17 protein-coding genes are annotated in these 19,412 nt (G+C 64.7%); 3 read left to right on the forward strand and 14 right to left on the reverse strand.

What is annotated here, in order from left to right:
- From AC27VE_RS21310 to AC27VE_RS21325, 4 genes are all read right to left on the reverse strand, one after another.
- The coding region (locus AC27VE_RS21310) for an enoyl-CoA hydratase-related protein (RefSeq protein WP_488704898.1) at positions 1–498 on the reverse strand (498 nt) is incomplete at its 3' end.
- The gene (locus tag AC27VE_RS21315; protein WP_488704899.1) at positions 495–1,790 is read right to left on the reverse strand and encodes an acetyl-CoA C-acetyltransferase; all 1,296 of its coding nucleotides are present in this window, start codon (positions 1,788–1,790) and stop codon (positions 495–497) included. The genes AC27VE_RS21310 and AC27VE_RS21315, both read right to left, overlap by 4 nt.
- A gap of 12 nt (positions 1,791–1,802) precedes the next feature.
- Entirely contained in the window at positions 1,803–4,151 is a 2,349-nt protein-coding gene (locus AC27VE_RS21320; protein ID WP_488704900.1) for an acyl-CoA dehydrogenase, read from the reverse strand.
- Positions 4,152–4,201: 50 nt separating this feature from the next.
- Positions 4,202–4,873, reverse strand: a complete 672-nt coding sequence (locus AC27VE_RS21325) for a TetR/AcrR family transcriptional regulator (protein WP_255469041.1) — start codon at positions 4,871–4,873, stop codon at positions 4,202–4,204.
- A 420-nt stretch (positions 4,874–5,293) separates the two neighbouring features.
- Between AC27VE_RS21325 and AC27VE_RS21330 the strand changes: the two genes are divergently transcribed.
- The 3 genes from AC27VE_RS21330 (at position 5,294) to AC27VE_RS21340 (ending at position 9,248) form a co-directional block, all read left to right on the forward strand.
- Positions 5,294–6,913: a glucosamine inositolphosphorylceramide transferase family protein gene (locus AC27VE_RS21330; RefSeq protein ID WP_427955122.1), complete on the forward strand. Its 1,620-nt coding sequence runs from the start codon at positions 5,294–5,296 to the stop codon at positions 6,911–6,913.
- Positions 6,914–7,477: 564 nt separating this feature from the next.
- Positions 7,478–8,227 (forward strand): response regulator transcription factor, encoded by a 750-nt coding sequence (locus AC27VE_RS21335; RefSeq protein WP_006225555.1) that lies wholly within the window; start codon positions 7,478–7,480, stop codon positions 8,225–8,227.
- Positions 8,228–8,582: 355 nt separating this feature from the next.
- Positions 8,583–9,248 (forward strand): LuxR C-terminal-related transcriptional regulator, encoded by a 666-nt coding sequence (locus tag AC27VE_RS21340; RefSeq protein ID WP_427958652.1) that lies wholly within the window; start codon positions 8,583–8,585, stop codon positions 9,246–9,248.
- 250 nt (positions 9,249–9,498) lie between these two features.
- Here AC27VE_RS21340 and AC27VE_RS21345 read toward each other — a convergent pair whose 3' ends face one another.
- The 10 genes from AC27VE_RS21345 to AC27VE_RS21390 are packed head-to-tail and all read right to left on the reverse strand — an operon-like array spanning position 9,499 to position 19,396.
- Positions 9,499–10,770: a glycosyltransferase WbuB gene (locus AC27VE_RS21345; RefSeq protein ID WP_488704901.1), complete on the reverse strand. Its 1,272-nt coding sequence runs from the start codon at positions 10,768–10,770 to the stop codon at positions 9,499–9,501.
- Entirely contained in the window at positions 10,767–11,327 is a 561-nt protein-coding gene (locus AC27VE_RS21350; protein ID WP_006225559.1) for a putative colanic acid biosynthesis acetyltransferase, read from the reverse strand. Before AC27VE_RS21350 ends, AC27VE_RS21345 begins: the two co-directional genes overlap by 4 nt.
- Positions 11,324–12,211 carry a glycosyltransferase family 2 protein gene (locus AC27VE_RS21355; protein WP_088589065.1) on the reverse strand — a complete coding sequence of 296 codons (888 nt, stop codon included), beginning with the start codon at positions 12,209–12,211 and terminating at the stop codon, positions 11,324–11,326. The genes AC27VE_RS21350 and AC27VE_RS21355 overlap by 4 nt, the downstream gene beginning before the upstream one ends.
- 13 nt (positions 12,212–12,224) lie before the next feature.
- Positions 12,225–13,352, reverse strand: coding sequence for a glycosyltransferase (locus AC27VE_RS21360; protein ID WP_427958048.1), 1,128 nt, complete (start codon positions 13,350–13,352; stop codon positions 12,225–12,227).
- Positions 13,345–14,649 carry an O-antigen ligase family protein gene (locus tag AC27VE_RS21365; RefSeq protein WP_088589063.1) on the reverse strand — a complete coding sequence of 435 codons (1,305 nt, stop codon included), beginning with the start codon at positions 14,647–14,649 and terminating at the stop codon, positions 13,345–13,347. Before AC27VE_RS21365 ends, AC27VE_RS21360 begins: the two co-directional genes overlap by 8 nt.
- A 21-nt stretch (positions 14,650–14,670) precedes the next feature.
- Positions 14,671–15,573, reverse strand: a complete 903-nt coding sequence (locus tag AC27VE_RS21370) for a glycosyltransferase family 2 protein (RefSeq protein WP_006225563.1) — start codon at positions 15,571–15,573, stop codon at positions 14,671–14,673.
- Positions 15,574–15,595: 22 nt separating this feature from the next.
- Positions 15,596–16,912: an oligosaccharide flippase family protein gene (locus AC27VE_RS21375; protein ID WP_088589062.1), complete on the reverse strand. Its 1,317-nt coding sequence runs from the start codon at positions 16,910–16,912 to the stop codon at positions 15,596–15,598.
- A 32-nt stretch (positions 16,913–16,944) separates the two neighbouring features.
- Positions 16,945–17,907 carry a GDP-L-fucose synthase family protein gene (locus AC27VE_RS21380; RefSeq protein ID WP_488704902.1) on the reverse strand — a complete coding sequence of 321 codons (963 nt, stop codon included), beginning with the start codon at positions 17,905–17,907 and terminating at the stop codon, positions 16,945–16,947.
- Positions 17,908–17,913: 6 nt separating this feature from the next.
- A complete protein-coding gene (gene gmd, locus AC27VE_RS21385; RefSeq protein WP_006225566.1) occupies positions 17,914–19,023 on the reverse strand; it encodes a GDP-mannose 4,6-dehydratase in 1,110 nt (369 codons plus the stop codon).
- Positions 19,024–19,033: 10 nt separating this feature from the next.
- Positions 19,034–19,396 (reverse strand): VanZ family protein, encoded by a 363-nt coding sequence (locus AC27VE_RS21390; protein WP_488704921.1) that lies wholly within the window; start codon positions 19,394–19,396, stop codon positions 19,034–19,036.
- Positions 19,397–19,412 lie beyond the last annotated feature (16 nt).

The raw sequence follows: 19,412 nt of genomic DNA on the forward strand, positions 1-19,412 counted from the left end.
CGCGGCGGGCGCGCCGATGACTTGCGGCAGGCGCAACATGCCACCCCAGCCGGGGAAGATGCCCAGCATGACTTCGGGCAGCGCCAGCGACGTACCCGGCTGGTCGGCCACCAGCCGATACCGGCAGGCCAGCGCCAGTTCCAGTCCGCCACCGAGGCAGTGACCCTGGATCAGCGCCAGCGTGGGATAGCGCACGGCGGCCAGGCGCTTGAACAGGTTCCAGCCGCGGGCCACCAGCGCGCGGCCCTGTTCGGGCGTGTCCAGGCTGGCGAATTCATTGACATCCGCGCCCACGATGAAGCCCGTGGCCTTGCCGGATTGGATGATCAAGCCCTTGGGCGGAGCGGCGTCCAGCGCGTCCAGCACAAAGGCAAGTTCGGCCATGGTGTCGGCCGACAGGGCATTGACGGCGCTGCCCGCCCGGTCGAACGTCAGCCACGCCACGCCGTCGGCGTCGCGCTCCAGGCGCCAGTGGGAAAGCGAGTCCAACGTCGTCATGGGCGGTCCTCGTCCAGGGTTTCAACCAGCATTGCTCCGCCTTGGCCGCCGCCGATGCAGATGGCCGCCATGCCGCGTTTGGCGCCGCGGCGCTTCAGGGCGTCAAGCAGATGCAGGACGATGCGGGCGCCGGACGCGCCCACGGGATGCCCGATCGCGATGGCGCCGCCGTCCACGTTGAGCTTGGCGGGGTCAAGCGACCCCCATGCTGGCGTACCGAAGTGCGCTTGGCAATAGGCGTCGTCGCGCCATGCCGCCAGGCAGCCTAGCACCTGGGCGGCGAAAGCCTCGTTGATCTCCCACAAATCCAGGTCATTCAAGCCCAGGCCGTGGCGTTGCAGGATGGGGGTGGCCGCGTGCACGGGCCCCAGGCCCATCTGCGCCGGATCCAGCCCAGCCCACTGGCTGTCGACGATGCGGCCCAGCGGGCGCAGGTTCCATTTGGCGACGGCCGCCTCGGAAGCCAGCACCAGCATGGCAGCGCCGTCGGTCACTTGCGAGCTGTTGCCGGCGGTGATGTTGCCCCAGGGCTTGTCGAATACGGGCTTGAGTTTGGCGAGCTTTTCCGGCGTGGAGTCTTCGCGCACGCCGTCGTCATCGGGATACAGCTTGCCTTGGGTATCGATGAGCGGCGTGATCTCGGTCATGACGCCGGCCGCGCGGGCGGCCAGCGCGCGCTGATGGCTGCCGGCCGAATAGGCGTCCATGGCGGCGCGATCGATGCCGAAGCGGGTGGCGACGTTTTCGGCGGTCTGGCCCATCGACAGGCCCACGACGGGGTCCGTCAGGCCCTTCAACAGGCCGATGACCGGGGCCAGATTCTTCAACCGGAAGCGACGCAAGGCGGCCAGTTTGGCGCCGACGCCGCGGGCCGCGTACCAACCGGCCAACCAGCGCACCATGTCGTCCGAGAACAACAGCGGCGCGCGGGAGAGAGCATCCGTGCCTCCCGCCAGCACCAGTTCCGAGCGGCCGGACTGGATGTTGGCGATGCCGGAATCCAATGCCTGCATGCCCGAGGCGCAATTGCGCATCACCGTCCAGCCGGGCACCTTGTTGCCGCAGCCCAGGCGCAGCGCGATGACGCGGCCGATATTCACTTCATCGGGCGAAGGGGCGGCGCAGCCCACGATGACCTCGTCGAAGTCCGTGGGCGCGAAGGGCTGGCGCAGCAGAAGGCTGCGGCCCGCCTGCACGGCCAGGTCGCCGGCGGAGAAGGGGCCGGGCCCGGTGCGCGCTTTCAGGAAGGGCGTGCGGGCGCCGTCGACGACGTAAACCGGTTTGAATGCCATCCGTTCCCTCCCTTAGGCGACCTTGAGCTCGGCGGCGGGCTTGGTTGCACCCGACGCGCCAAGGTCGAAGGGGAAATCATCCACTTTCACGACGGTATCGCGCAAGCTGTTGCGGCGTTTCACCACCGCATATTCTTCGGCGGTGATGCCGCCGGCCGCAAAGGCGGCATCCGCGATGTCGCGCACGTTGGCCTGCGGGTTGCCTTCCAGCGCGCCGCGCTTTTCCAGTTCGCGGATCTTGGCTTCGATGGGCTCGGCCTCCAGCGTGGCGGCCAGCGCCTGTTCGATGGCGCCCACGGGCTCATCAGCCGTGGCGGGCAGGTGGCAGCCCGCCGTCAGTCGGTCGCGCGTGGCGCTGGGGTTGATCAGCAGGCGCGCCACGTCCTGGCCAAGCTGGTCGGAGGGCGGCGACTGCGTGCGGCCCCACGGGAAGATGATGCGGGCCAGGCTCCATGCCACGAAGCGGTTGGGGTAGTTGGCGAGCACGCCGTCGAACGCTTCCTGCAGCTTGAACAGCGCGTCCTGGACCGACCAGTGCGCAAGCGGCGCGTCGGCGGCCTGGCGGCCTTCGTCTTCGTAGCGCTTGAGCGTGGCGCTGATCAGGTACATCTGGGACAGCACGTCGCCCAGCCGCGCCGACAGGCGCTCGCGACGCTTCAGGCTGCCGCCCAGCACCAGCATCGAGGTATCGGCCAGCAAGGCGAAGGCGGCGGAGTAGCGGCTAAGCAGCTTGTAGTACCGCAACATGTCCGGCGCGACATCGGCGTTCACGCCGACGTAGCGGGCTCCGGTCAGCGCCGTGCCCAGCGCGCGCAGCTTGTTGCGGGCGACAAAGCCGACATGGCCCCAGAAGGCGCGGTCGAAATCGGTCAGGCCTTGCTTCCGGTCCGGCGATTGGGCAGCCTGCATTTCGGCCAGCACATAGGGGTGGCAGCGGATCGCGCCCTGGCCGAAGATGATCAGGCTGCGCGTCAGGATGTTGGCGCCTTCGACGGTGATGCCGATGGGGATCTGCTGATACGCCCGCCCCAGGAAGTTGTTGGGGCCCAGGCAGATGCCCTTGCCGCCGATCACGTCCATGCCGTCGTTGACGACCTGGCGCGCGCGTTCGGTCACGTGGTATTTCACGATCGCCGAGACGACCGAAGGTTTTTCGCCCAGGTCCACGGCGCCTGCAGTCATGCTGCGCGCCGCGTCCATCATGTACGTATGGCCGCCGATGCGCGCCAGCGCTTCTTCGACGCCTTCGAACTTGCCCACGGGCATGCGGAACTGGCTGCGCACGCGCGCATAGCCGCCCACGGCGCGAGCCGTCAGCTTGGACATGCCGGTGTTGGAGGAGGGCAGTGAAATCGAACGGCCCGCGGCCAGGCATTCCATCAGCATGCGCCAGCCCTGGCCCGCCATGGCCGGGCCGCCGATGATGAAGTCCAGCGGCATGAAGACATCGGTGCCGCGAGTGGGCCCGTTCATGAACATCGCATTGAGCGGGAAGTGGCGCCGGCCGGTGTCTACGCCGGGGTGGTCATGCGGCACCAGCGCGCAGGTGATTCCCAAGTCCTTCTTGCCGCCCAGCAGGCCCTCGGGGTCATACAGGCGGAACGCCAGGCCCAGCAAGGTGCAGACGGGCGCCAGGGTGATGTAGCGCTTGTCCCAGGTGACGCGCATGCCGATCACTTCACTGCCCTGCCATTCGCCCTTGCAGACGATGCCGCTGTCGGGGATGGCTGCGGCGTCGGAACCGGCCCAGGGACTGGTCAGCGCGAAGGCGGGCACGTCTTCGCCGCGCGCCAGGCGGGGCAGGTAGTGGTTCTTCTGTTCGTCGGTGCCGTAGTGCAGCAGCAGTTCGGCGGGGCCGAGGGAATTGGGCACCATGACCGATACGGCCAGCGCGGACGAGCGCGTGGACAGTTTGGTGACGATCTCGGAATGGGCGTAAGCAGAGAAGGCCAGGCCGCCATATTCCTTGGGGATGATCATGCCCAGGAAACCCTGCGACTTCAGGTAGGTCCAGACATCGGCGGGCAGGTCGTAGCGTTCTTGCGTAACGCTCCAGTCATTGACCATGCGGCAGGCTTGCTCTGCCTGGTTGTCCAGGAAGTGCTGCTCTTCGTCGGTCAGGCGCGGACGCGGGTAGGCCAGCAGGCGGCTCCAGTCGGGCCGGCCGCGGAACAGTTCGCCTTCCCACCACACGCTGCCGGCCTCCAGCGCGTCGCGCTCGGTGTCCGACATCTGCGGCAGCACCTTCCGGTACAGGTTGAAGATCGGCGCGGACAGCAGCGCCCGACGGATGGGGCGCACGCCCAGCACGACGGCAGCAAGGAGCGCGATAACGACCAGCGCGATGAGGACTGCGTTCATTTCTTTGTCTCCGTATGGGATCTGTTCTGGCTGCCGGTCCGCGTGGCGGGCTATGTGCCGGCCAACGGTGGCAGCGGCGCGCGTAGCCCGCCCAGCAGGAAGCTCATCAGCCGGGGCAGCAGCAGGTCGGGGTTGTCGGGTTGTTCGGCTTCGTCCAGCGTCCATCCCGTGACGGACCGCAGCAGGTCCGTGCCGATGATGGCGTACGACGTGGCGCCAAGCATGAATTGGAAGCGCCACACGATTTCGGCCTTGGGCACGTCGGGCAGCGCGGCGAACAGGGCATTGCGGTAGCGCTCCAGCACGTCGGCGTATTCCTCGGCGAACAGCGCGCGAATGAAGTCGGACGGGTCGGTCATGGTGCGTTCAAGCAGCGGCAGGAAGGTGCTGCCCGCCTGCGCGGGATCGGCGGCCAGCCTCAGCAGCGTGCCGAAGAAGGCGTCCACGATGAGCGACGGCTTCAAGGGCTTGCCGCCGGATTGCGACTCCAGTTCATCCAACAGGCGCAGACGCTCGCGATTGAGGACCTCCAGGCGCCGTTTGAGCACCGCCTGCACGAGTGACTCCTTGGAGCCGAAGTGATAGTTCACCGATGCCAGATTGACGCCGGCCGCGCCGGTGATCTGTCGCATCGATGTTCCGTCATGGCCTTGTTGCGCAAACAGCGCTTCGGCTGTGTCCAGGATGGATTCGCGGGTGTTTGGGGTTCTGATTTCTTGCATAAGGTTGAATTCAAACGTTCGTTTAAAAACATTATGCGGTAGCGAAGTCCGAGAAGCGAGCCTCGGCTATCCCCAATAGGGTTTACCCGTAATGGCGCTTCTGCGCCGGTTGATCTGAACCTTTCAGGTACCGAAGCACTGGTCGCCATGAACCCTTCAGGTATTGAAGCACCGGGCCAGGTAGACCAGATGGATGAGGCGGCTCGCGCAGTCGGACGACCCGAACATCGACCGTAGGCGGGGGGCTGAGCCGTTTGCCCTCGGACGGCCGACCTAGGATGAATGTGGTCTGGAAGGCGCGTCGAAAACGCCGCAGTATCAGCGCGAGGACTTGAACGCATTGCACCGGCGATACGTGACGCGGGCCCGTTTGCCAGACCGCTGCGGCTACCCGTGCGCCCTGACACAGGAGCAGGACAAATGAAGACCTACCGAGTGGGACTGCTGGTTGACGGGTATGAGCAACCCGGCTGGATGCATGAGATGGCGGAGTGGTTGATCCACAGTCAGGACTTCGACATGTCCGCCTTGTTGGTGATATCCCCCGAAGGCATGGGCAAGGCGCCGCGATTGGGCATGAAGGCGCTGTTCGGCACGCTGTCGCGCTTCGAAGCCCGGCTGCTGCCGGTCAAGCAGCGCCAGATGCTGGCCAATTGTCGCGACATGCGGCAGAGCATGCCGGCTGGCGTGCCGGTATTGCCGCTGATGCCGCGAGAGCCGCGGGAGCTGGACGACGGGGCGCCGGGCGAGGACGTCGTGGCCGCGCTGGGCCTGGACCTGGTGATCACGCTGGGCGCGTCGCTGGCCACGCGGGCCCAGATGATGGGGTGGGCGCGCCTGGGCGTCTGGCAGCTGAGCTATTCGGATATCGCGGTGTCGACCAGCCGATATGCCGGTTTCTGGGAGGTTTATCAACGCGAGGATCACACCACGGTGAAACTCTGGCGCGTCGGTCCGCAAGCGGATCAGGATGAGCTGCTGGACCAGCGCAGTTTCAACACGGAAGTGTTCTGGTTGAAAAATCAGGCTCGTGCTTTCAGCCTGGGAAATTTCATGGTCTACGACGCCCTGCAGGCGCTGGCCCGCGCCAGGCAGGCCTTGGCGGCGCCTGAAATGCAGATCATGAGCGGGCCGCGCCGGCCTGATCCGGCGGAGTGGGACAGTGCGGCATATATCGCGCGTCAGGCCTGGTTAATATCGGATTTGATTGTGCGCCGCATCATGAAACGTAATGTCCGATGGCGGATCGGCATGTTTCCGTCATCGCGGCAACAGGCGGTGATATCCGAGGCGAAGGTGTTGCAACCGCCTAAGGGGCGTTTTTTCGCGGACCCCTTTGTATATACCCACGATAAGAAACCATATATTTTTTTCGAGGATTACGACTTCACTTCCCGCAAGGGGACAATTTCGGTCGCGACCTACTCCGACGGGGCTTTCCGGCTGCTTGGCACCGCCCTGAACCTGCCTTATCACCTGTCGTTTCCATATATATTCGAACACGAAGGCGTGACGTACATGGTGCCGGAAACGTGCGGAAACCGCAGTATTGAATTATGGAAGTGCACGGAGTTTCCGCTTAAATGGGAGCTTGATGTCACGCTGATGACCAATATATCCGCCGTGGATACTATTATTTTTAAACACGGAGAATACTGGTGGTTATTAACGAATATTGATCGAACAGACGGGCAAAGCCACTGTGACGAGCTTTTCGCATTTTTTTCGGATTCGCCGCGATCCACCGTCTGGACGCCGCACGCGTGCAACCCTATCGTGCGCAACCCGATGCGGGCCCGTAACGCCGGAATCGTTGTCTCGCCTAGCGGAGACGTGATCCGATGCGCTCAGTACCAGGGCTTCTGCCACTACGGCAAGGGCGTCTCGCTGAACCGGATCGAGGAGCTCTCGCCGACCACCTACGTCGAAACGGACGGCGAAATCCACTACGCGAGCTTTTTGAGGAAGCGTCATGCTTCAATGCACCATTGGCATCATCAAGGGGGTCATACGGTATTTGACTTCGCCTATATGGAGTAAATGACGCCTCCGGCACAAAAATAAAAATGTTACCTATATTTCGATTGCAAGATGCCTGCACGGGCGGGGTGTGTCCGTGGAAACATATAGATAGGCTTTTCATCCAAAACCGGACTTTCTTGCCGCGGCGGGGGTGTGCCCCGCTGCGGCTTTTTTTCGGGCGCTTCCTCCCCCTCATCCCCGTCCCCATTGCGCCTGCGCACGGTGAGGAAGGAGGGGGATCTCCTGGGAACAACATGGATTCTTGGTAGAAACCCTAGCGGTAATAAGGGGGAGACGGTCATCTCATCCCTATTTACGATAGTGATTAAGGCTAACGAATGATTTCTGTTTTTATCGGATTATATCGCCCTGAAACGTCTTGATTTTGGCAGTTTCGAACCATAAGATGGGTTCATGCCATCCGTTATGTTGGCTACCAAAGTTGCCCAGCCCAAACGCCCCGGTCCAGCTTCATTAGATATTCCGGGATGGTGCGGACCACCCACCGCAGGGTTGGAAAAAAAATAGTCTTCAGCACAGCGAAGATCCCTTCTAGGCCCGTCGAAAAACCGGGAGGACACCATGGCCAAGATGGTCCTGATTGAAGCTCATCCGCTATTGCGGTTGGGGTTGTGGCAGATACTTAGCAAGTTGGATGATGTGTGGGAAATCGAGGGGATGGGCCTGGCAGATTTGTCCAAGGCCGACGGCGCGCACGCTGGCGCCGATCTTCTGATCTACGGGTTGCCGGTAGATACCGACGAGGCATGGAGCGCATTGCACGAGATCCAGCGTGTGCTCACCCCGAAGCGGATTCTGCTTCTGACGGACGTGATGCCCTTGCCGATGCCGGTTCAAGGCCTGCCTGGCGCAAGCGTGTACGGTTGCCTGATGAAGACCGCTTCGGTCGAAATCCTGGAAGCCGCCATACGCCTGGTGATGGCAGGCGGGCAGTGCTTCCCCAGCGAGCAAGCATTGCAGGCGCCTGCGGCTACGGTTTGCGCCTTGCCTTCCCGCGATGCCGACGACGCATCCGGAAAGGGCACGATGCCGGTCAGCGCCGGGGCGCAGTTGCTTCAGATCACTCCACGTCAGTACGAAGTCCTGGTGTTGCTGGCCAGGGGCTATCCGATCAAGACGGTTAGCCGCATGCTCAATATTTCGGTCGCCACTGCCAAGACGCATGCGTGCACGCTTTACCAGCGTCTGCATGTCAAGAACAAGGGAGAGGCCGTGTACGCGGCGTTGCAGCGTGGCGCGACCTTGGAATGGCATGATCCCAATGGCAGGGATACGGACGCCGGGCAGATCTATGGGCGCAAGCTGGGGTAGTAGCCGGTTGCGCTGCCTGCCCGGCAGCCTGGAACGCACAGGTTCCGTTGCTGCCGGGTCCTCATAGCCATCCTGGCTAAGGCATAGATAGCAGGGCCCGGCGTGCCGCTCGGCACGCCTTTCCTCCACCAATCATCCACCTGACCGAGATTCAGCGGACGTAGCCGCTGATAGCATGGGTTGTGTCCGCAAGCATGGGTTGAGAGCGCGAATCACAACGCCTCGCGATCGCGATCCAATAGCGCGGACGAGATTCCCGTCATGCCGGCGCACCGCCAAAACCTGCCTTGGCAGCCTGATGCGCCGATGTGACGGGAACCGTGTATGGGCCATGCGTCACAAGGTTCCTCCCGGGATGACAACCGTACTGATCGAAGACTACGCTCTGCTTCGCGTCGCAATCCAGCATGTACTGGAACGTGTCCGGAACGCCGACGACATCCTGGCCATTTCGCCAGCCCATCTGCTCAACATGTCCAGTTCGATCAACCGTCCAGTGGAATTGCTGGTCGTCGGTTGCAGCGGTATGGCCGAGCAGGACATCGGGCTCATCTCCCAGGCGATGGCCTTCTTCATGCCCCGGCTGGTCCTGGTGCTTTACTCCGTGCTGGACCCTTCGGTCATGGGCGTGTGTGCGCGTACCGGCGTGGCGGGATACCTGCCCAAGGCCTCCAGCCCCGACGCGCTGGCCGCGGCCGTCAGCCTGGTGATGGCGGGTGGCGAGTGCTATCCCCAACCGGCTGGCCGGCCCCAGGCCGTCTCCCACGCGCCAGTGCAGGAGCTACGCGAACTGACGCAGCGGCAGGAAGAAATACTGCAGCTGCTGGTGCAGGGCAAGACGATGCGGGAGATCGGCCAGCAGGTCGGCATATCGGTGGCCACCGTGAAGAGCCACGCACGCACCCTGTACTGGAAGCTGAACGCGCGCAACCAGGCCGAGGCGGCCTATATCGCGGTGCAGATGGGATTGGTCAGAAGCGGCGGCGCGCTGGCGCAGGGGAAGGCGGACAGCAATGGATAGGGAGAGGGGCGGGGGCGATTGTTCCCGCCGCGATCACCTGATGGGATACCGTAGGATGGGTGGAGCGCGAGAGTTCTTAGGCAAGGGCGCTTGCGTTCAGCGCGCGCAACCCATCAAGCAGCGGCTGCGCTGTGGCTGGAGTTGCCAAGAAATCACCGCTGCTTGATGGGTTACGCGCGCTGGGCAGAAATTTTCTTGTCTAAGAACTCTCGCGCTCCACCCATCCTACAACTCTCGCGCTCCACCCATCCTAGGTATCACTCTCGCGTGTGCGGCTTTTCAGGGAGGCCGGCTTGGCCTTGGCGCCGACTACGGAGGCGAACTCGCGCTCGGCCGCGGCCAGCACCGCATCCACGTGCAGATGGGTCAGCGCGTACTGGCGCGCCGACGCGCCCAGGGTTTGGCGAGCGTGCGCATCGCCGCTTAGTGTACGTATGGCCTGGGCCATGGCGTCGGCATCTTCGGGTGGGGTGAGCAATCCGCAATGCGCGACGACGTTGGCCAGTTCCGTGCCGGCCGCGGCCCCGCAGACGACGGGGCGGCCGCTGGCCAGCATGCCGGTCAGCTTGGACGGCATGACGAGATCGGCCGCGCCGGCGCGTTGCGGTAACAGGTGGATGTCTGCCGTGTTCAGCAGCGCGCCCAGCCGGGCCGCCGGTTGCAGATCCAGGAACCGGACGCGCGGCAAGCCTACACAGCGCGCTTGCAACGGCGCGCGCTCCGGGCCCTGGCCGCAGAACACGAACCAGACCCGCGTGTCGTCGGCAAGCTGCCGGGCCACGTCGGCCAGCGTCTGCAGCCCCTGCTTTCCGCCCATGTTGCCGGAATACAGGGCAACGATTGCGTCTGCGGGAATGCCGAGCTCGGCGCGGTAGTCGCCGCCATCCGCGCGAGGCGTGATGGCGTTGACGTCGATCCAGTTGGGCAGCAGCACCGCACGCTCAGGCGCCACGCCCTTGGCCAGCGCCAGGTCCAGCATGCGGTGCGAGATCGTCGATACGCGGTCGAAGCGGCGCATCAACCAGCGTTCGGCGCGTTTGACCAGGGCGCGCAAGCCGGCGCCCTTGAGCAGGCCCAGCTCGAACGCCGCGTCGACTTCGTAATCCTGGATGTGCAGCCACGCGCGGGCGCCGCACAGGCGGGCGGTCAGCCAGGCGGCGGGCGCGCAGAACAAGGCGGGTTCCACCACAAGGATGAGGTCCGGCCGGCTGGCGGCCGCGCGCAGCAGTGACGGCAGGCTGGACACCGCGAAGCTGGCCAGGTGGATCAGGCGCTTGAGGCCACCGGGGCGGGCCGGCACCCACAGGGGCGCGCGGCGCACCGTGACCCCGGCACGCTCTTCCTTGCGGTAGCGGCCGGCGCGGTAGCCGTCGTGGACCTGCCATTGGGGGTAGTAGGGCGGGGCCGTCACGACACTGACCTCATGCCCGTGCGCAGCCATCCATTCAGCGAGTTCAGCGCTGTACTTGCCGATGCCGGTCAGTTCCGGCGCGTAGTTGATACCGTAGATCAGTATCTTCATGGCGGCGTCGGCATGCGGGGGCGGACAGGCCGGCACGGGTTGCCATGGCACACCATCGCGGGCGGCATGTTGCGGAACACCGAACTGCGCGCGCCCACCACGGCTTCGCGGCCGATCGTCACGCCCGGGCCGACGAACACGTCAGTCGCCACCCAGGCCCCGTCTTCGACGCGCACCGCGCGTTCGCGCAGGGGGAAATCGGGCTGGCCCGCATCATGGTCGGCCGCGCACAGGTAGCTGCGTTGCGACACCACGGCATGCGCGCCGATATGGATGGGGCCCAGGCTGTAGATCACGGCGTCATCGCCGATCCAGGCGTAATCGCCGATCTGGACCTTCCATGGATAGGTCACCGTGGCGGTCGGCCGGATCAGCACCTTGCGGCCGACCTGCGCGCCGAAGCAGCGCAACAACCAGCGGCGAAAACCGTACGCCACCTGCGGCGACCATCGGAACACCGTGCCTTGCACCATCCACCACAGCTGCACCGTCAACGCGGAGCGGCCGCGTTGGCCGGGGGCCAGCGCAAAGCGATCCAGTTGCTGAAGCGTGCTCATTTGGCGGCTCCCGCCACGGTGTCGGCCTGCGTGTCGCCGGCACGCGCCAGGCGCGCCTTCTGCAGTTCTTCGGTCTTGATGCGGATCTGCCAGTAATACATGGCGCGCGCCACCGCATAGTCGTAGCCCGCCTTGCCGTCCAGGAAGCCCAGGCGGAAGACGTAGGAATGCAGGAAAGAGATCGGCGCCTTGAACGGCATGGCCTGGAAAATGCGCTTGAGCAGCGCACGCGCGCCCACGTTGGCTTCGCGCGGGTCGTTCATCAGCCCCTTGGTGCGCAGATTGGCTTCCCAGTCCGAATAGCGGTTGTGCTTGTCGAAATAATGGAAAAGCGAATCGTGGTCGTTGTGCACCATGCGCTGGCGTAGCGCAAAGGTCTCGCCCTTGACCTGGGGTTGGTAGTGGCCTTCGACTTCCCACATGTGAGCCACGTCCAGATCGTCGTAGTCCAGGAACCGAGACTGGTCGCGCGCCAGCAGCGCCAGCTTGTAGACGCGGTGGCCGTGTTCCAGCTTCTTGCCGCAGAACACGTAATCGAACGGCACGAAGGCGCCGCCCGCGCCGGCTGCAAAGCGCGGCAATACCTCGCGGATCTCGGCGGCCAGCTCGGGGGTCATTTCCTCGTCGGCGTCCACATACAGCACAACCGGGTGCGAGAACGGCAGCTGTTCCAGGCACCACTGCTTTTTCTTGGGGTACTTGCCGTTCCACTGGAAGTTCGAGACGCGGGCGCCAAGCGCCGCGGCCATCGCGCAAGTGGCGTCGGTGCTGTCGGAGTCCACGACGAACACCTCGTCGAATTCCACCAGCGCTTTCAGGCACTTGGCGATATTGCGTTCCTCGTTCTTCGTCATGACCACTACGGAAACCGGTATTTTCTGCATGATGCTGTCCTGTTCAAGGCGTGCCGCGTTGCATCAGCGGCTGGAATAGCGCGATGACGTTGCGGCAGTGCCGCTCTAGGGAAAAGGCGTCGGCGCGCTCGGGGCCTTGGGCGGCCAGTTGTTCGCGGATGCTGCCGTCATAGGCCAGGCGGCGCACGGCGTCGGCCAGCGCCGCAGCGTCGCCGACCGGCACCAGCAGGCCGTAGCGGCCCGCATCCAGGATTTCCGCGGGACCATGGGGGCAGTCGGTCGAGATCACCGGCACGCCCAGGCACAGCGCTTCAACCAGCACGTTGCCGAAGCTCTCACGGATGGAGGTCAGCGCGAAAGCGCCCGCGCCCGCAATCACGGGGAAAGGGTTGTCGATGTGGCCCGCCAGCGTGACGGACGTGCGGGAAGGGCGTTCGTCGATGCGCTTTTGCAATGCGTCGTGTTCGGAACCCTCGCCCAGGATGGTGAATGCGATGCCGGGATCGTCCAGCAGGGCGGCGGCGTCGACCAGCGTGGCGTAATCCTTCACCGCTTCCAGCCGGCCCACGGCCACCACCTGATACGGGGTATCGCTGCCGCCTTCCGGACGCTGAGCGCCTTGCTTGCGCACATTGTCCAGCGGCACGCCGTTGTAGATGGTGTGAACCTTGCCGCGCAATGGCGGAAACATGCTGACCAGGTCTTCCTTCACGCCGCGCGACACGCCCACCACGGCGTCATGGCGGCGGTAGGTCTGGCTGACCAGCCAACACTTCAGGCGCCGCATCCGCGACGCGCCGTAATGGATGGCCGGGCTGCTGTGTTCGAACGCGACGGTGCGGAAGGTGTTGCCCAGGAGCTTTCTGGCCAGCACCACCAGCATGTTGCACAGCAGGCCGTGCGAGCACACGATCGCCGGCTTGTCCCGCCGGATCTGGGCCACCAGGCGCATGAAGGCCAGCGGCAGCATCAGCCTGAGCTTGGTGGGCGACTCGATGACCGGAAGCGCCCGGGTGACCTGCGGATTGCCTACCGGGTATTCGCGGTTGCGGGAACGCAGCAGGAACAGCGCGGAATCGACGCCCTGTTCCGGCAAGGCGTCCACGATGAAGGCGACGCATCTTCCGACGCCGCCGTGCAAGTCGGGCGCGACAAACAGGACATCAGGCATGGGGAATCACTCGCGGTAGCGCCCGGCGCGCGGCGTCCGGGCGGTGGCTGGGGGTGAGCGTCGTGCCAGGCGTGTCCGCCTGCGGCACGGGCATGATCTGCGCATTGCGCATCAGCGACAGGCAATAGCACAGCAGGAAGCCGGTGAACGCGGTCTTGGGCGCGTAGGCCAGGCCGCCCGACAGCGAGTCGATGAAGATGTAGATGGGGGCGGTGGCCAGCAGGTACCGCCGGTGCATCTCCAGCCCGGGATGGTTGTACCGCTTGAGTAGCGTCAGCAGCAGGATCAGCAGTGGCGGCAGCATGATCATGATGGTGCCCACCACGCCGAACTTCATCAGGTAGAACGCCCAGGAGTTGTGCGCGAAGGTGCTGAGCTCGAAGCCGTTCTCGCCCATCACCCAGCTGCGAAAGCCCGCGCCCTTACCGAACACGGGGCTTTCGGCGAAAAAGTCCATCTGCCCCTGCATTTCCTGAATGCGGGCGCCGTAGCTGGAGTCCTCGTCCAGCTTTTCCACGCTGAAGATGCGGTTGGTCAGCACGTCCAGATAGCCAATGCTGGCGAATACCAGCACGCCCGCGACGGCGGCAGGCGCGAAGATCAGCACGGCGCGCCGGCGGATCTCGGGGCCCGATCCCAGCAGCACGGCGATCAGCACCGATACCGCCAACTGCAAGTATTGGCTGCGGTTCAAAGAGAACACCAGCGCCAGCAGCATGTACACCGTCAAGGCATAGGCCTTTGGCCCGGACACGTTCAGCGTGCGGCGGAAGTACAGCAGCGAGACGACGCCGAAGGGAATGGCCCAAACGCCCAGCCGCACGTTACGTAGTGGGTTGGCCACGCTGAAGCCCTGGAGTTGCTCCAGCAGCATCAGCGTGGCGACAGCCAGGCAGGCCGCCACGATGTACTTCTGCAGCACGGCGTAGGCGGCGGGGCTGTCGATGTCCTTGTAGCAAAGGAACGGCGTGCACAGGAAATAGAACACGATGCGCAAGTCGCGCGCTACGTCGCCCGTCTCGATGCCGGGATGGTGCATCGACACCAGCAGCAGATAGATCACCGACATCGCCTGCAGGCCAAGCAGCGCGCCAAGCAGGCCGCGCGGCAAGGCGTAGGCGCTGGGCTCGGCCAGCCGCAGCGCCTTGACGGCCAGCATGGCGACGAACAGCACGTCGAACGGCGACAGCTTGAAGCTGCCCACGCCCAGGATGAAACGGTCGTCGTTCAGGGCCAGGGCGGTGAACGCGAACAGCCCCAGCAAGTGCAGGGTGGATAGGCGGCGGTGCGGGCTCATGGGGGTGTCCTGGTGGGTGCTCTAGTGGGCGGCCCAGTCGTCGCGTCCGAAGATCTTGGTCGTCAGCTTTTCGAACAGGTAGGACAGGTCCCCTTGGCGCGCATGCGCTGCGACCTTCGAGGCGCGGCAGGACAGTTCGAACAGCCGGCCCAGCCCCGGCTCGGTGCGCCGGATGCGGGTCACGATCTGTTCGCGCTCTTCCAGCAGCACGTCCTGCATCAGCGCGGTCTTGGTTTCGTCATGCGCGGTGTAGACCCCCAGCGCGTCCGGCACGATCAGGTTCTTGCCTTCGCGTAACAGTCGGCTCCACAGCTCCAGGTCCATGCAGTAGCGCATGCTCTCCTGCAGCAGCCCGTACTTGCGCAGCAGGTCGCGGCGGAAGATGGCCGACTGGTTGGGAATGGACGCCTTCACCACGGTCAGCGTGCCGCGGTTGACGGGCGTGTAGTGAATCTTGCGGAAAATCTGGTTATTGGCGTCGGCCACGAACAGGTTGCCGCTGACGATGGGCGCCCGGCCCCGCGCGGCAGCCGCGCCCAGCTTGCGAAGCGCACCGGGGAAGTACAGGTCATCGGAGTTCTGCCAGCCGACGTAGTCGCCGGTGGCGCGCTCGAACCCCTTGTTGATGGCGTGCGACTGGCCGCGGTCCGGGGTGCTTTCCCAGTAGGTCAGGTAGCGTTCGTACTTGCGGATGATGTCCACGCTGCCGTCGGTCGACCCGCCATCGATGATGATGTACTCCAGTCGCGGATAGCCCTGGTTCAGCACGGAAAGAATGGTGCGTTCCAGGAACTTGGCCTGGTTGAACGAGGGAGTCACGATGGTCACCTTGGGCAACAGGCCCCCGGCGATCGGCGCGGGCGGACGAAGCTCGCGGACGAAGTCGATGAGCTGACGTGAGTACTCGTTATGACGCTTGCGCATGTAAGACCTCAACATGTTGGGGTTATCGGGTGGCCGCTGGCAATGCGCCCGGGAAGTCGGGGCGGGATTGACGGATGGCGAGAGCGACGCCAGCCAGCGTGATTGCCGCGTAGGCCATGCGGCCCCAAGCCGCGGCGTGCTCGCCCGCCGCGTGTACCAATCCCGCCATGACGCACAACATCGCCAATCCGCCCAACCCGTTCAGGATGGCGACCGCGCGGGAATTCCCCAGGCCGAGCAGCGAGAAGTGCGCCGCGGCATTCAGGGACAGCAGCCCCGATGCCACGATCAGCAGCCGGAAGGTGGCAAGGTGGCCGGTGGCCACGTTGTCACCCAGCAGCAGGTTCAACAGCGGATGGCTGACCGCCAGCACGGCAAGGGTGGCGCTGGTCGACAGCACCAGGTTCCACAGCATCATGCGGCGGATCTCGTGTTCGGCGGCGCCGGCGTACGGCGGAGATACCGACAGGCGGCTGACGCGCGGCATGGCCTTCTGGAAGATCGCCACCGCTGCGGTATGGATGATCTGGCCGACTTGCACGCCGACCGTATAGATCGCCAGCGCGGCCGGGCCCATCAGGCTGCCCACCAGCACGCGGTCCACGGACCCGAACGCCAGCGCGCTCAGGCTGTTCAGCCAGGACCAGCGCGAAAACTTGAATGCGTCCATCATCGCGGCGCGGTCGCGTACCGGACGCACCAGCACCCGTCCGTAGGCGCGCGAGAACACGCGCATCTTCACGGTGCCGGCGATCAGTAGCCCGAAGGCCTGCGCCACGCCCGTCCAGGTGGGCGACGCGGTCAGCCAGGCCGTGGCGCAAGCCAGCGCCATCGTGCCCGAACGGCTGAAGACTTCGCACAGCGCAGTAGCGCGGAAATCCTCGCGCCCTTTCAGGCAACCCGAAAACAGCTGGTCATATTGCTGAGTCAGGTAGATGGCCAGCGCCGGCATGGCCAGCAGCGTCACCGCCACGCCGCCGAACGTTGCGGCGGGCCACCCCAGGCCCACGACCGCCCACAGCAGCACCGCGGCCAGCGTGACCACCCCCAGCGCGCAACCGATCAGCGACATGCTGACGCCCGCCGCGCGGTAGGCGCCGCCCGGTTCGTGCAGCCGTTCGGACACCAGCTTGGTCGCGGTCACGGCCGCACCCAGGTTGGCGGCGTTACCGAAGCCGGCCAGCGCGATGATCATCGAATACTGGCCGAAGCCCACCGTGCCCAGTTGACGGAACAGGATGGGCAGGGCCACCAGCGCCGCGACGGGGCCGATGCCGTATTCCACCAGCCCCCAGAAAGAGGCGTTGCCGGCGATGTGTTTCCTGACGAATCCAAGCATCGGATAGCCTGTGGTTCATGCTGGCGCGGCCGTCAGGCCACGGGCAGCGCCTGTTGGGGTTGTTCGGCGCGTTCACGCAGGAAGTGGCCGTATGCCAGCGTGATGCCGTCCACGAGCGATACGTCGGGCCGCCAGCCCAGCGCCTGCACGCGCGACGAGTCCATGAGCTTGCGCGGCGTGCCGTCGGGCTTGGTGGTGTCGTAGACGATGCGGCCGTGGTAACCCACCACCCGCGCCACCAGCGCCGCCAGGTCTGCGATGGATATGTCCTTGCCCGCGCCGATGTTGTAGATGCCTTCGGCGTGGGGGTGCTCCATCAGCGTGACGCAGGCCTGGGCCAGGTCGTCCACGTACAGGAATTCGCGCAGCGGCGTGCCCGTGCCCCAGATCGTCACGCTTTCCTGGTTCGATTCGCGCCCTTCATGAAATTTGCGGATCAGCGCCGGCAGCACATGGCTGCTGTGCAGGTCATAGTTGTCATGCGGGCCGTACAGGTTGGTCGGCATGGCGCAGATGAAGCGCGCGCCGTATTCGCGCTGGTAGGCCTCGCATAACTTCAAGCCTGCGATCTTGGCGATGGCGTACGGCTCGTTGGTGGATTCCAACGGGCCGGTCAGCAAAGCGTCCTCGCGCAGCGGCTGCGGAGCCTCGCGGGGGTAGATGCATGACGAACCCAGAAACAGCAACTTGCGCACGCCGGCCGCGTAGGCGGCGCGGATCACGTTGCACTGGATCATCAGGTTCTTGTACAGAAAATCGACCGGATGATTCTGGTTGGCCAGGATGCCGCCCACCTTGGCCGCCGCCAGGTACACCACGTCGACGGGGGTCGTCGAAAAGAAGCGGTGCACCTGGTTTTGGTTTTCCAGGTCCAGTTCGGCGCGGGTGCGGGTCAGCACATGGGGGTAGCCGCGCCGCTGTAGTTCGCGGGTGATCGCGGCGCCAACCATGCCGCGATGGCCGGCGACAAACACGCGTTGGTCCAGGTTCGTCATGGCGAACTACTCCTTGTAGGCGTAGATTTCGTAGCCGTTCTGCTCGACCAGCGCGTCGCGGCGCGCATCCTTCAGGTCGCTCTCCACCATTTCCTTGACCAGCTGTGCGAACGTGGTGCGCGGCGACCAGCCGAGCTTTTCCCGCGCCTTGGTGGGGTCGCCCAGCAGCGTCTCCACTTCGGTCGGACGGAAGTAGCGCGGATCGACGCGCACGATCACCTGCCCGGGCTTGATGTCATGGACGGGCGAGAACAGCACGGTGGCCGTCTCCTCCAGCCCTTCGCCCTCCCACGCCAGCAGGATGCCCAGCTCGCGCGCCGCCGTATTGATGAATTCGCGCACGCTGTATTGCATGCCGGTGGCGATGACGTAGTCCTCGGGCGTCTCTTGCTGCAGCATCAGCCACTGCATTTCGACGTAGTCCCGCGCATGGCCCCAGTCGCGCAGGGCCGACAAGTTGCCCAGGTACAGGCATTCCTGCAGGCCCAGGACGATGCGCGCCAGGCCGCGAGTGATCTTGCGGGTGACGAACGTCTCGCCGCGCTTGGGCGATTCGTGGTTGAACAGGATGCCGTTGCAGGCGTACATCCCATAGGCTTCGCGGTAGTTCACGCTGATCCAATAGGCGTACAGCTTGGCGGCGGCGTAGGGGCTGCGCGGATAGAAGGGGGTGGTTTCCTTCTGCGGCGTTTCCTGCACCAGGCCATACAGCTCAGAGGTGGAGGCCTGGTAGAAGCGCGCCTTTTCCTCCAGCTTCAGGATGCGGATGGCTTCCAGCAGGCGCAAGGTGCCCAGGCCGTCGGCGTTGGCGGTGTATTCAGGCTCTTCGAACGACACCCCCACGTGGCTTTGTGCCGCCAGGTTGTAGATCTCGTCCGGCTGAACGGATTGCACGATGCGGATCAGGCTGCACGAATCGGTCATGTCGCCGTGATGCAGCACGAAATTGCGCGGCTGGTCGTGGGGATCCTGGTACAGGTGGTCGATGCGCGCGGTGTTGAACAGCGAAGCGCGCCGCTTGATGCCGTGGACCTCATAGCCCTTGGCCAGCAGGAACTCCGCCAGGTAGGCCCCGTCTTGGCCGGTAACGCCGGTAATCAGTGCCCGTTTTGGCATGGTTGTATCCTTAAGACTTAGTGACTGCACGAAAGGAGCCGAAGGCTGCGGAACCGATGTGCAATGAGATTACTGTTGCACCAGCCGCCAAGATATCGGCCAAAAGGTCTAAGAGTTCAGCCTGTCGGTAGGGAAAAAAGGACTGGATTGATTCGTCCAGCGCACCTAAAGCGGTGATCGCCAGCATGGCCACCAGGGCCGGGCGCCGGTTGACCGACAGGTAGATCAACCCGGTCAGGAAGGCGTAAGCCACAAGGTGCAGACGCTTGTCGCCGAAGGCATCCGACATGTCCGCCGCCAACCCGGGCAGGTTGCCCACCGTCACCAGCACGGCGAAGAACAGGCCGGCCAACGGCAGGCAGATCCGAGCCAACCCCGGCCGCCAGAAG

The sequence above is a fragment of the Achromobacter sp. 18P8.1.1 genome (assembly GCF_057799415.1).

What these genes read in the sequence shown, in the direction of transcription:
- AC27VE_RS21360 (WP_427958048.1), bottom strand. Translation starts at nt 13,352, where the DNA reads ATGCCTGATGTCCTGTTTGTCGCGCCCGACTTGCACGGCGGCGTCGGA.
- AC27VE_RS21370 (WP_006225563.1), bottom strand. Translation starts at nt 15,573, where the DNA reads ATGCGCAAGCGTCATAACGAGTACTCACGTCAGCTCATCGACTTCGTC.
- AC27VE_RS21375 (WP_088589062.1), bottom strand. Translation starts at nt 16,912, where the DNA reads ATGCTTGGATTCGTCAGGAAACACATCGCCGGCAACGCCTCTTTCTGG.
- AC27VE_RS21355 (WP_088589065.1), bottom strand. Translation starts at nt 12,211, where the DNA reads ATGCAGAAAATACCGGTTTCCGTAGTGGTCATGACGAAGAACGAGGAA.
- AC27VE_RS21335 (WP_006225555.1), top strand. Translation starts at nt 7,478, where the DNA reads ATGGCCAAGATGGTCCTGATTGAAGCTCATCCGCTATTGCGGTTGGGG.
- AC27VE_RS21345 (WP_488704901.1), bottom strand. Translation starts at nt 10,770, where the DNA reads ATGAAGATACTGATCTACGGTATCAACTACGCGCCGGAACTGACCGGC.
- AC27VE_RS21340 (WP_427958652.1), top strand. Translation starts at nt 8,583, where the DNA reads ATGACAACCGTACTGATCGAAGACTACGCTCTGCTTCGCGTCGCAATC.
- AC27VE_RS21320 (WP_488704900.1), bottom strand. Translation starts at nt 4,151, where the DNA reads ATGAACGCAGTCCTCATCGCGCTGGTCGTTATCGCGCTCCTTGCTGCC.
- gmd (WP_006225566.1), bottom strand. Translation starts at nt 19,023, where the DNA reads ATGCCAAAACGGGCACTGATTACCGGCGTTACCGGCCAAGACGGGGCC.
- AC27VE_RS21380 (WP_488704902.1), bottom strand. Translation starts at nt 17,907, where the DNA reads ATGACGAACCTGGACCAACGCGTGTTTGTCGCCGGCCATCGCGGCATG.
- AC27VE_RS21350 (WP_006225559.1), bottom strand. Translation starts at nt 11,327, where the DNA reads ATGAGCACGCTTCAGCAACTGGATCGCTTTGCGCTGGCCCCCGGCCAA.
- AC27VE_RS21330 (WP_427955122.1), top strand. Translation starts at nt 5,294, where the DNA reads ATGAAGACCTACCGAGTGGGACTGCTGGTTGACGGGTATGAGCAACCC.
- AC27VE_RS21365 (WP_088589063.1), bottom strand. Translation starts at nt 14,649, where the DNA reads ATGAGCCCGCACCGCCGCCTATCCACCCTGCACTTGCTGGGGCTGTTC.
- AC27VE_RS21315 (WP_488704899.1), bottom strand. Translation starts at nt 1,790, where the DNA reads ATGGCATTCAAACCGGTTTACGTCGTCGACGGCGCCCGCACGCCCTTC.
- AC27VE_RS21325 (WP_255469041.1), bottom strand. Translation starts at nt 4,873, where the DNA reads ATGCAAGAAATCAGAACCCCAAACACCCGCGAATCCATCCTGGACACA.